The following is a 12427-nucleotide window of genomic DNA, read 5'->3' on the forward strand; positions in this document are numbered from 1 at the left end:
CGGGTAACAACGGATGGTTAACGCGTTTGTTTCGTCACGTTTCAACTTTATCGTTCCAGGAATAGAGACAGACTTTCAGGTGCTTGCGTTTAAAGGCCACGAGGTCATCGATCAACCGTTTTTCATTCAGGTGCAGGTGCTCAGTGAGAACCCCAGCCTGGACCTGGAAGCACTGCTTCATCAACCCGCCTATCTCGATTTTGGCGAAGGGGCAGAGGGGCTGCACGGGCAGGTTTACGCGATCGGCCGCGATGACCCCGGGCGCCGACTCACCCGGTATCGCCTGACGCTGGCACCGCGCCTGGCCAACCTGGCTCATCGGCGTGACCAGCGGATTTTCCAGCAACGCAGCGTGCCCCAGATCATCGCGGCAGTCCTTGAACACCACGGCATCCTGGCCGACGCCTACGTGTTCGAACTAGGCCCGGTGGTTTATCCGCCGCGTACGTTTTGCGTGCAATACGCGGAAACCGATCTGCATTTCATCCAACGGCTGTGCGCGGAGGAGGGTATTCATTACCACTTCCGCCACAGCGACGACGCGCATGTACTGGTGTTTGGCGATGACCAGACCGTATTTCGCCGCTTGCCCTTGCAGCGTTACTCACCTGTCGGAGGGCCGGCGGCCGAAACGCAGGTTATCCAGCGTTTCGATGTGCGCCTGGCCACGCGCAGCCGGCAAACGGTGCGACGCGATCATGATTTCGAGCATCCTTCCCTGCGCTTGCAGGACACGGCAGGCGACGCTTCGATACAGCCTCTTGAAGACTACCACTACCCCGCAGGTTTCAAGGGCCGTGCAAGGGGCGGGCGCCTGGCTCGCAGGGGGCTCGAGCGCCATCAGAGCGACCGCCATCGAGCATTGGGCAGAAGCGATCTCCCGGCGCTGCGCAGCGGGCATTTCCTGGAATTGCGCGATCACCCGGACCCATCCTGCAATGACCTGTGGTTGATTACCTCGGTACGTCACGAGGGGTATCAGCCCCAGGTGCTGGAGGAGGCGACAGGTGAGGTTGAAGGGTTCCAGGGGTATCGCAATCGCTTCAAGGCGACACCCTGGCGCGCGACCTATCGACCGCCCCTCAACCACCCCAAGCCGACCATCAATGGCAGCCAGACCGCAACGGTAACCGGGCCTGCCGGTGAAGAGGTGCATTGCGACGCGTATGGCCGGGTCAAGGTGCGCTTTCACTGGGACCGGCTGGACAAGTCCGATGACAAAAGCAGTTGCTGGATACGGGTGGCGTCCAGTTGGGCCGGTGACGGGTTTGGCGCAACGGTGATCCCGCGGGTGGGCATGGAAGTGTTGGTGACATTCCTGGAAGGCGACCCGGACCAACCGTTGATCAACGGATGCCTACCCAATGCCTCGCATCTTCCCACCTACCCCTTGCCGCAGCACAAGACCCGCAGCGTCCTGCGTAGCCGCAGCACCTTGGGCGGCGATGGTTGCAATGAGTTGTACCTGGAAGACCGCCACGGTGAAGAGCTCATCTACTTGAGGGCCCAACGAGACTTGGAACAACAGGTGGGCCATGACAGCCGCCTGGAGGTGGCGGGGGCGCGGCGGGAAATCATTCGCGGCTTGAGCACGGTTCACCTGGAAAACGACGAGCATCGCCATGTCAGCGGAGATCGCACGGTGGTTCTGGGGGCTAACGATCACCTGGATGTGCAGGGCGACAGCCGTACGTATGTGGGGCAGACCGTGGAGGTTGAAGCCGGCCAGCAGATTCACCTCAAGGCCGGTGCCCGGCTGGTGATCGACGCAGGCGCACAACTGAGCTTCATGGCCGGTGGAGAGCACCTGGTTATCCAGGCGGGGGGTATTTTTTGCAGTCGCCCTATCACCCTCGGCGGTGCGCCGTGTGCAACCTCATCAACAAGTGTTCCATCGGCGGTCGAGGGGCCGAAAGTCGCCGCCGCACAAGGCGCCATCATGACCTTGGCCAGGCAACTGGGCGCGGACTTCTGCCCTGTTTGTGAGCGCTGCCGCGAAGGGCTGTGCGAGCTCAGTGAAAGGGTAGCCTGATGAACAACCTTCCAAACCAATGGATGGCCCAACAACAACAGGCGGGACGCTGGCTGTGCCTGGTGCTTGAGGGCGATAACGCGGCACGCCAACCCATGATGGCCACCCGCGAGTTATCAGGGTATTGCAACGTTTACGCGCAAACGCCGCTGGCGGAAATGGTCATGGCGGGCCCGGTGATCCTGCTGCTGGATCAGGTGAACGAAGCGGCGCTGCGTGATCTGTTAACGCAGCCGGAAACGAATTGGGGCTGGCTGGGCAGCCTGCCAACCGCTGACTTGACGGCCGTGACTCGCCACTGGCGTAACCGGATGCTGCTCGGGTCGCCAGGTAACCAGTCGCTGTACCGCTTTCACGACAATCGCACGCTGGCACGTGCAGTGGCTTATTTGCCATTGGAGCATCGGCCGGCCTTCCTCGGCCCATTGCTCAGCGTGTGCTACTGGCACGAAGACCGCTGGCACACTGCCGATAATCCCGCTCCAGACGAGTACCCGGTGCCCGATCCCGCCCCTTGGCTGAACACGCCCAACCCAAACGCCGGCGCCATTCTGCACGCCAATATCCTGCGCTACCTGCTGGCTGAACACAGTGAAGACCTGGTTGTGCTGGTCGAGTCTCAAGACCCCAAAGTCTGGTTGACCCACGTGTTGGAACAGGCTCGCGCCTGGCAATGGACCCGGCCCGAACAATTGGAATTTTTAGTCGTACGCAGGTTGGAAGAGGCTACGCGCAGCAGTGTGATTTGCTGGCAGCCAAAGGTTGGCGAAACCCCCGAAGATCATTTCGACCGAGTGGTGCGGCAGTGGCGTTTGATGGAGAAAAAGGATGAATAGGCAAGTTTTAGGCGCGCTGTTTGCGTTGGGTATCACGGGGCTATTTGGGTGCGTGGGGCGGCCGGTTGACAGCTTTACGTTGGAGGTGGATTTGCCGGCGGAATTTGAACTTAAAACCGCCGCTAACTACCGCCCTGCGACGGGAGAGACCTGCGTTTTGCCACAGCGCCGAGGCATGAGACCGGAACGAAAAGTCTTTTTTACCGACTATAAACCTGCGCCCCGCAGAGTGAGTCATGAGCTGCCGTTGAGTGAAACGGTAGACGGGTGTCCGCTGGTATTGCGCAGTGTGGAGTTTGATTTTTATGCGAAGTGGGGGAAGCGGGATACGGATGTAGGAGGCGATATTGCGGGGATTTACATCAGGGATCGCTTGGATACGCCCGGGATGCCTGCATCAGGTGTGCAGGAGCTGCCGGGTCAATGTCAGTGGTTGTTTCGAACGGTAGGTCCCCTTCAGGGGATCAGGAAGATTTTGCAGTGCCGTTCGCTGGACGCAGCAGGGCAGCCGCAAAAAACGCGAGCGGGTGGCCTTGCACAGCGAGATCAGCTAGCGGGGAAAACCCTCCGGATGGTGCTGAGGGTAATTGATGAGGAGGCGCCCGCTATCGACGATAACTGGGTAGCCGTTCCTGGTGGTTGGAAGCGCTGTAAAGGGAAAAGTTTCGAAGATCAGCACGCTTACTGCAACGGTAATACGACCGACTTTAAGCCTATAAAAATGCCGGATGGTCGCACCTGTGAGGTTTATCCGTCCTGTAAGTAAAAAGGAGAAAACTCATGAAGCTTGACCCACGGAAGCAACCTTTTTTCAGTAATAAAAAACCTGCCTGCTCACTGCGAGAACATTGGATCAGTTTTTGTTTGGTTGATGAGTTCGGAGCAGGCTCTTCATATAGGGGGGCTGCCGTATACCCTCTATCATTTCGAACGAGTGGTGCGGCAGTGGCGTTTGATGGAGAACAAGGATGAATAGACAAGTTTTAGGCGTGCTGTTTGCACTGGGTATCACCGGGCTTTTTGGGTGCGTGGGGCGGCCGGTTGACAGCTTCACGTTGGAGGTGGATTTGCCGGCGAATTTTAAACTCAAAACTGCCGCCAATTACCGACCAGCGACCGGGGAAACGTGCACCTTGCCACAGCGTCGAGGCAAGAGGCCTGAGCGCAAGGTATTTTTTACCGATTACACACCAGTGGCCCATCGTCTGAGTTATCAACTGCCGTTGACGGAAACTGTCAATGGATGCCCGTTGGTATTGCGAGGGGTGGAGTTCGATGTATATGCGAAGTGGGGGAGTCGCTATTCAGATATTGACGGGGATCTGGGCAGTATCGCAATTTTGGATCGCTCCGATATCCGTTCATCGGAAATGCCAGATTCAGGTGTTCAGCAGTTGCCTGGGCAGTGTCAGTGGTTATTTCGGACTGCAGGGCCACAGCAAGTAATTATTAAACTTCTTAAATGCAATTCGCTGGACGCCTTGGGCCAACTGCAAAAAACACCCATTGGTGGTTTGGCGCAACGAGATCAGCTAGCGGGGAAAACCCTCAGGATGGCGCTGAGGGTAATTGATGAGGAGGCGCCCGCTATCGACGATAACTGGGTAGCCGTTCCGGATGGTTGGAAGCGCTGCAAAGGGAAAAGCTTCGAAGACCCGTATGCTTTCTGCAACGGTAATATCACCGACTTTAAGCCTATAAAAATGCCGGATGGTCGCACCTGCGAGGTTTATCCATCCTGCAAGTAAAGGAGAAATTCATGAAGCTTGACGCACGGAAGCAACCTTTTTTCAGTGATAAAAAACCTGCCTGCTCATTGCGAGGGCATTGGATCAGTTTTTGTTTGGTTGATGAGTTCGGAGCAGGCTCTTCATATGGGGGGCTGCCGTACACCCTCTACGACAGTGTTGGGCAACACTATAAAGGACGCTTGAATGGGGACGGCTTTGCCAAACTAACGGATAGTTACTGTGGCCCGGTGGTTCTGGTTTTTGACGATCTTTATTCAGGGGCAGAGCAACCCTATGAGTACTTAATGACGCGCTCCACTTATAAGCTTCCTATTACAGAACTTCAGTTTCGCGCAGAAAGAACTCGATTTGCTGTGACGGATGGTCGGCGCGTTGAAAATAATCCCGCTCGACAGCAGGCCAATCGGTTCTATCAGGTCGAAGTACGCGATCTGGTCAGGCATGTCGCACACTTGCCTCCCATCGCGCCCCGGACTCACCAGCCCCCACGGCATGCCCTGAAAATGCTGGCCGACCTGGGCTTCGGCCCACCCCAGTCAACGTTATCGGGCATCGTCTTATTCCCCAACAACCACACCGCTCTGGAAGTACGGCCGCTGCGTTCGTTACGTCCGCTACTTTCCACTGAAGACAAATTCTGTGCCTTGAACTTGTATCAGTTGGCATTATTCGCAGCATTGAGTTACTGCAATTTCGGCCAGGAGCCGCCAGAGAAGCCCTTGGATAAAGTTCATTTTCCACTGAACCCGAGCGTTGGAAATCTCTTTGCCGAACAGCTTTCGGGGTACGACGAGGCCTGGCGGATTGATCCTGAACAAACTCAGCGTTTTTATCCGCTCTACGAAGACGTTCCTTACTCCAAGCGTTTTGAAATTTTGCCCTTCGATCCCGAGTTGTATCCACAAAATCGTCCAGAGCTTGAGGAACAACAGGAATACCCTTCGCGCCTGCACTTCTTTGATGACGAAAAAGACGGTACCGACACCCAGGCGTTCATTACTCACCACGATGAGGTCATCCTGATAGCCGTGCGTGGTACTGCCAGCCCCAGTGACGGATTGCGCGACGCCAACGCTCATCAGACACCTTTTGCCGAAGGCGTCGGTAAGGCTCACGAAGGGTTCTATCAGGCTTATCGGGCGATGCGTGATTTTGTGCAGCGATACCTCAACCAATTTCACAGAGCCCAACGAATAATCATCTGCGGCCACAGCCTGGGCGGCGCCATTGCTCTGTTATTGGCAGAAGGGCTACGTCGTACTCCGGGGCTTAAATACAACATCCTCCTCTACACCTACGGCGCCCCCCGTGCCGTCGACTCCGAATTCACTGTCGGCGCATCCGCTCTGGTCCACCACCGTATCGTCAACCACAACGACCCCGTTCCCAGCGTCCCGGCGCCCTGGATGAACACCACCGCCAAGCTCTGGATCCCTGGCGCCGTCACGTTATTCAGCGCTCCCGCCGCCGGAGGCCTGTTGTTCGCCGCCGGCCTGGTGCGTTTCGGCGGCAACCCCTACCAACACCATGGTGAACAACAGCATTTCATGCCGATCATGCTGCCGGATGGCACGCATTCATCGGTGTTGTGGAGGCCCGGATGTGAGTCCATTGAAGAGGCCGGTCGTAATCGGGCGTTGCATGCGCGCGGCGATATGCCTGAGCGCGACGGGTTGATCAGGCAGTTGGTGCAATACAAGCAGCACTTCATGACCGCCAGCTACATCCCGGCTGCCTGGGCCACATTGCGGCGCTGGCAACAGACCCTGGACAGCAACGTCCCGCTGGTGACCGAAAGAGAGTTTGAGTTGCTCGACCATGCCCTCGCGACCATGCGCAAGCAACTGCAAGACAAGCGGCGAGAATTGACTCGGCATCGACCGGCCAATGACCGGGCTTATGAACATCATGAGCCGTTGAATGCCGAAATCGAACGCCTGCACCTCAGTCGCCAGCGCCTGCAAAGCCTGCGGTGGCGTCGTCTTGGGGCGCGCGATGTCTACGGCAGCCATGCTCACGCCGCGCACTTGCAACCGAGCCTCATGCGTTGGTTCAGCCATCGTGAAAACCGAGCACTGTCCCCAATCGCCAGCATTCCGCCCGTGACGGATAGCGATCGGGGCAGGGCACAAACGTTGGATATCGACTCCATCGTCTGATCACGGTGGTTACATAAACTCAACCTGGGCCGGCTGGCGTTTCATCAGTACTTTGCCGTTGCGAATCGAGTATAGCGGCAGGCCCTGGCTGCGAATCACCTCGTAGTCGCTGTGCGCCGAGAGGATCAGCAAATTGGCTGGCCGTCCGGGTTCCAGGCCATAACGATCACCCAGGGCCATCGCCTTGGCGCTGTTATCGGTCACCAGGTCGAGGGCGCTTTGCAGGTTGCGGTAGCCGAGCATATGGCAAATGTGTAAACCGGCTTCGAGCACCCGCAGGATGTTGCCGTTGCCCAGGGGGTACCAGGGATCGACGATGGAGTCCTGGCCGAAGCAAACATTCATGCCGGCTTCGAGCAGCTCGTTGACGCGGGTCACGCCACGGCGTTTCGGGAAGCTGTCGAAACGGCCTTGCAGGTGGATGCTTTCGGTCGGGCACGACACGAAGCTGATGCCGGAATGTCCCAGCAGGCGGAACAGTTTGGCGCAATAAGCATTGTCGTAAGAACCCATGGCCGTGGTGTGGCTGGCGGTGACAAGGGCGCCCATGTCGCGGCTTCGGGCCTCTTCGGCCAGCACCTCGAGGAAGCGCGAGTGCGGGTCGTCGGTTTCGTCGCAATGCACGTCCACCAGGCAACCGGTGCGTTCGGCCAGGTCCATCAGGAACTTCACCGAACTCACGCCTTGGTCGCGAGTGTATTCAAAGTGAGGGATGCCACCAATCACGTCGGCGCCCAGGCGAATGGCTTCTTCCATCAGTTCGCGGCCATGGTGGAACGACTCGATGCCTTCCTGGGGAAACGCGACGATTTGCAGGTCGATCAGGTGCGTGCTTTCTTCACGCACTTGCAGCATGGCTTTGAGCGCCGTAAGGTCCGGGTCGGTGACGTCGACATGCGTGCGTACATGTTGGATGCCGTGGGCGGCAAGCGCCTGGATGGTCTGCTTGGCGCGGGTCTTGGTGTCTTGCTGGGTGATGGTGGCTTTGCGTTCGCCCCAGCACTCGATCCCTTCGAACAGTGTGCCGCTCATGTTCCAGCGCGGTTCGCCGGCGGTGAGTGTGGCATCGAGGTGGATATGCGGTTCGACGAATGGCGGGATCACCAGATTGCCGGCCGCGTCCACATCATCGGCGGTTAAAATCGGCGCCCTGGTTTGTGGCGTGATGCTGGCGATCCGGCCGTTTTCCAGGTGCAGATCATGCAGGCCTTCATGGTTGCGCAGGCGGGCGTTGATGATGTGCATGGGCAAGTTCCTCTTGGCTAAAAACAATCAGGCAGACAGCCGCCAGATCATCAGGGCGATGCCGATGTCCAGGCGGTCATAGGCGTTATCCAGCGTCAGCCCGCACAGGGCTTCGATGCGCTGGACGCGGTGCGTCACAGTGTTGCGGTGCAGGGCCAGGCGCTGGGCGGCGGCCATCAGGTTACCATTCTCGTGAAACCAGGCTTCCAGAGTCGGCATCAGGCTGGGGCCATGGTGCAAGTCGTGGCGCAATAACGGGCCCAAGCGTTCATTGAGAAAGTGGTCGAGCAGGGCGCGATCACGCACGCCGCTGAGTAACTTGAGCACGCCCAGTTCGTCGTACACGCACAGCCCGGCGCGTTCGCTGAAACGCCGCGCGGCGGCCAACGCCTGGCGCGCTTCATCCTGGGCCTGGGCCAGGCGCGCAGGTGGGTGCGCGGCGGCGCTGAGGCCGGTAAACAATTTAAGCGGCGCCAGGCGCAGGTTCAGCGGCTTCAACCAGGTGGCCAATTGTTGGCGGTTAGCCAGGGCCGCAACCGCGTCGGGGGCCGGCAGCAGCAGTGTCCAATTCCCGGCCCGGCCCAATAACGGCAACCCCGCCGACCACTGACGCAGGCGGCGACTGATGCCGTCGTGTTGCTGAGCCAGGTGCGCTTCGACCTGTTGTGTATCGTTCTGGGCAAACAGCGACTCGCTGCCCTCCAATTGCAATTGCACCACCTGCCAATGCCCGTTGAGGGACATACCCAGTTGCGCGGCCCTGTGCAGCAGCACTTCCAGGGATTGAAAGTCACCGGTCAGCAAGCGTTCCAACACATCATGGCGCGAACGCCCCAACTGCTCGAACTGGATCAGCGCCGAGCCGATGGCTTGGGTTACCAGCACCATTTTCAACGAGTAGGGTTGCTCGATCAGCGGCATGCCCGCTGCGTGCGCGGCATCCAGCAGCCGCTGGGGTATCGCCTGGATATACGCCGGCCCGGTGAGAATCACCAGCCCGGCCACCTTGCGCTGACAGGCTTCTTGCAGCAATTGCAGCAAGTTCGCTTCATCCCGTGGGTGATTGATGCCGGTGACAAACACCAGCTCGCTGCCCAGCACCCACTCGGCGATCCCGCTGTTTTCCGCCACGTAGGGCCAGCGCACAGGGTTGTCCAGGCCTGCCTCGCCGGCGCGCAGGCGCATGGATTCAAGGCCAGGCAGGGCCAGCACATCGGCGACGGTCAGGCTCATGCTTGAGCGTCAGCCAATGGCGCACGCACACGTAGTACGGCCGTCAGCACGATGTAGGTAAGCGACGCGGCTGCGATCCCTACCAGCGGCGCGACCCAGGGCGAGTTGAATGCCAGCACGGTGCCCACGGCATAGGCCGCCAGCCCCGGCCAGTTGAACGCCGGCAGGCGAGCCTCGGCCAGGCGCGGGTATTGGCCACGATAGCGGTAGAAAAAGTCGGCCATGATCACCCCGCCAATCGGTGGTATCACCGTGCCCAGCAGGATCAGGTACGGCACCAGCATGTCGTACATGCCAAGCAGCGCCAGCAGGGTGCCGATCACCGCGCCGGCCAGGGTCACGGTCTTGCGGCGTTGGGTGCGCAACAGGTTGCAGCCGGCCACGGCGAAGTTGTAGATGGTGTTGTCCTGGGTACTCCAGATATTGAGCAGCAACATGGCCATCGCCGCCAGCGCAAAGCCTTGCAGCAGCAACACCTCGACCACATCCGGTTGTTGATAGACGATGGCGCCGTAGGCCCCGATCAGCACCATCAGGCCGTTGCCGATAAAGAAACCGATCAGGCTGGCCAGCACCGCGACCCTGGCCGAGCGCGAAAACCGCGTCCAGTTGGTGGCCTGGGTCGCGCCGCTGACGAAGGTGCCGAACACCAGGGTGATCGCCGTGGACAAATCCAATTCAGCGGTTGGCGTCACCGCGAGCAGGCCGTCCCAACCGCCGACTTTGGCCGTGGCGACCCACATCGACAGAAACAGCAGCAGCCCCATGGCTGGCACCGCGATGTAGGAAAGAATCTCCAGCCCGCGATAGCCCACGTAAGCCGTGGCGCAAAATACCAGGCCAAACACCAGCATCAACACCAGTACGTTGCCCTGGCTCAGTTCGAAGTACTTACCCAGCACCACGGCAGCCGTGGCGGTGCCCCAGGCGTACCAGCCGATCTGGGTGAAGCCGAGGATCAAGTCACTGAGCTTGCTGCCGACTTCGCCAAAGCACAAGCGCCCCATCAATACGGAGTTCAAGCCGCTCTTGAACGCGATATAACCCAGGCCCGCCGCGTAAATACCCAACAGCAGGTTGCCCAAGGCCACCACGCCGAGCATGTCGATAAAGCTGAACGCCACCCCCAGCTTGCCGCCGGCAAACATGGTCGCGGTAAAAAACGTAAAGCCCAGCAGCACCATGGCGGTGGATGCCAGGCCTTTGCGCGCATGCATGGGGACTTCGCTTAAAGGGTAATCGTTGCCCGGTTCTTGCTGCGTCATGTGCCGTGCTCCCTGAATGAGTGACGCAGGCCTATTGCACCGCCCGTGCCAAATCAGCAGCAGTGACGGGCGCACGGTGTGAGTTGTGCAGCGTGCACAGTATTTATAGCCAAACAGGCAAGAAATGCCGGAGGGAGTGTTCGCGCTGCCCAGTCGGGCACGAAAGCGGTGCAGGGGTGATACAAAATGGATCAGTCAAACGGTGGCTGCGTGGTAAATCATCCAGGCCGAAAAAAACCACCGCAAGGGTGGTTTTTTACACACATCGCAGGCTTATTCGCCGCGATAAATACAGCCACTGGTGCAGGTCTCGTGGATGCGAATTGCGCTGAGTTCCGGCAACAGGGGTTTGAGTTCGTTCCAGATCCACTTGGCCAGCACTTCGCTGGTCGGGTTTTCCAGGCCGGGGATGTCATTGAGGTAGTTGTGGTCGAGGCGTTCATAGAGCGGCTTGAAAATCGCCTTGATCTCCGAGAAGTCGCGAATCCAGCCGGTATAGGGATCCAGGTCGCCGCTCAGGTGGATAGCCACCTTGAACGAATGCCCATGCAGGCGCCCGCATTTATGGCCGTCCGGCACGTGCGGCAGGCGGTGGGCGGATTCGAATGTAAATTCCTTGAAGATTTCCACAGTATTTTCAGCTCGGTCAGGTATCTGGCAGCCGGCGAGTTTAACAGCTTGATCCCTCGCCGCGCATACCGCTCGGTCAAAGCGCCTGCAAGCGCTCGCCCAGCCCGCCGTTATCGGCCAACTGTAGGAACTCATCCCCCAGCCGCCGGCTCTCGCTCATCGCGGTTTGCCAGTATGTGTTGCGGCTCGCGTCATCGCCCACGAAGCGCTTGAAGTCGCTGCGGTCCGGCAGTTTGCCGTGGGGCAGGCGGGCCAAGTAGTCCCTGGACGGCGCCAGCAGCAACACATCCTGCAAGCCCTGTTGATTGCTGCGTCGCCACGGCAGGCCCTTGTCGAACCAGCCGGGGATGACCCGGTCGGTGAAGTGCGGGTACAGCACAATATCGTCGCCGTGGTAGGGCAGGTCGAGGTGGTAGTCCAGCAGGCCGCCGTCGCGGTAAGTGCCGCTGCCGGCGCCAGGCAGGTCGCGCACGCCTTGCATCACCATGGGGATCGAGCCGGAGGCCAGCAATGCCTGGCGCAGGTTGCCTGCATCCAATTCGACAAAGCGCGACGGAAAATCCTGCAGCGGATGCACCGGTGGCGGCTGGCGCGGGTCATGGATGATCAGCCGTTCGAAATGCCGCGACAGCCGCGCGCGGCCACGCAGGTTATCGGCGATCACCGAGGACAGGCCCAGGCCCAGGCGCCCGCGATGGTCATCGGCGAGCAGGCCGTGGCTTTTGACTACCATGATGTTCAGGCGATAGTCGGGGTTGTCCAGCACCCGCGCATCGCGGCCGGCCAGCAGGTCGTCGAGCATGCGCCGGCAGCTCTGGCTGACGTCGGCCATGGTCACGCCTTTGGCAAAGCGCTGCTCGTTGTACAGCCGGCCGAGGTCCAACAGGCCTTGTACCGGGTCGGGCAGGCAGGCACTGGCAAAGCGCCAGGAGCCGATGGACGCACCGATCAGCGCCCGTTCCCGTGGCGCGCGCGGCAGCCAGTCGCCGAACAGCGCCAGGTCCAGACCCTGGATACCCAGCGCCTTGGGGCCACCGGCCGCACCGGGCAGAATGCCGACGTCGGCAGGCGCAAGGCCCTGTTCGCGGATGCGCGCGAGGGCGCGTTTGCCGGCCTTGAGGGTCAGGGCGGGAAACTTGATGTGGATGGCTGTCATACCGGTCTCGATTGAAGCGAGGGGGCAGTATAGAAAATCTCGCGGGTTGTGGGAAAAGGCCTACGCGCAATTGCCATGGTGGCAATTCAGTTTCAGTTAAGTTGCAGCCGTTACCGTGGC

At 59.6% G+C, this 12427-nt stretch carries 10 protein-coding genes; 5 read left to right on the forward strand and 5 right to left on the reverse strand.

Features of this window, described 5'->3' with window-relative positions; translation table 11 throughout:
• Nucleotides 1-13 precede the first annotated feature (13 nt).
• From tssI to AB4O25_RS00490, 5 genes are all read left to right on the forward strand, one after another.
• On the forward strand, nt 14-2032 hold the full coding sequence (gene tssI / locus AB4O25_RS00470) for a type VI secretion system tip protein TssI/VgrG (RefSeq protein ID WP_368949680.1): 2019 nt from the start codon (nt 14-16) through the stop codon (nt 2030-2032).
• Nucleotides 2032-2868 carry a DUF4123 domain-containing protein gene (locus AB4O25_RS00475; protein WP_460150245.1) on the forward strand — a complete coding sequence of 279 codons (837 nt, stop codon included), beginning with the start codon at nt 2032-2034 and terminating at the stop codon, nt 2866-2868. Before tssI ends, AB4O25_RS00475 begins: the two co-directional genes overlap by 1 nt.
• On the forward strand, nt 2861-3634 hold the full coding sequence (locus tag AB4O25_RS00480) for a hypothetical protein (RefSeq protein ID WP_460150247.1): 774 nt from the start codon (nt 2861-2863) through the stop codon (nt 3632-3634). Before AB4O25_RS00475 ends, AB4O25_RS00480 begins: the two co-directional genes overlap by 8 nt.
• Before the next feature lie 202 nt (nt 3635-3836).
• Nucleotides 3837-4616: a hypothetical protein gene (locus AB4O25_RS00485; protein WP_460150248.1), complete on the forward strand. Its 780-nt coding sequence runs from the start codon at nt 3837-3839 to the stop codon at nt 4614-4616.
• A gap of 11 nt (nt 4617-4627) precedes the next feature.
• Nucleotides 4628-6778, forward strand: coding sequence for a lipase family protein (locus AB4O25_RS00490; protein WP_460150250.1), 2151 nt, complete (start codon nt 4628-4630; stop codon nt 6776-6778).
• A 9-nt stretch (nt 6779-6787) separates the two neighbouring features.
• On the opposite strand, the gene codA is transcribed toward AB4O25_RS00490, so the two are convergent.
• From codA to AB4O25_RS00515, 5 genes are all read right to left on the reverse strand, one after another.
• Nucleotides 6788-8023, reverse strand: a complete 1236-nt coding sequence (codA, locus tag AB4O25_RS00495; RefSeq protein ID WP_017526744.1) for a cytosine deaminase — start codon at nt 8021-8023, stop codon at nt 6788-6790.
• A gap of 27 nt (nt 8024-8050) precedes the next feature.
• On the reverse strand, nt 8051-9256 hold the full coding sequence (locus AB4O25_RS00500; protein ID WP_017526745.1) for a PucR family transcriptional regulator: 1206 nt from the start codon (nt 9254-9256) through the stop codon (nt 8051-8053).
• Complete coding sequence (gene codB, locus AB4O25_RS00505) at nt 9253-10521, reverse strand: cytosine permease (protein WP_017526746.1); 1269 nt, start codon at nt 10519-10521, stop codon at nt 9253-9255. Before codB ends, AB4O25_RS00500 begins: the two co-directional genes overlap by 4 nt.
• Nucleotides 10522-10794: 273 nt before the next feature.
• Complete coding sequence (gene queD / locus AB4O25_RS00510; protein ID WP_017526747.1) at nt 10795-11151, reverse strand: 6-carboxytetrahydropterin synthase QueD; 357 nt, start codon at nt 11149-11151, stop codon at nt 10795-10797.
• Between the two features lie 76 nt (nt 11152-11227).
• Entirely contained in the window at nt 11228-12307 is a 1080-nt protein-coding gene (locus tag AB4O25_RS00515) for a patatin-like phospholipase domain-containing protein (RefSeq protein WP_116079845.1), read from the reverse strand.
• Nucleotides 12308-12427 lie beyond the last annotated feature (120 nt).

It is taken from the genome of Pseudomonas sp. S3_A03 (genome assembly GCF_054668275.1).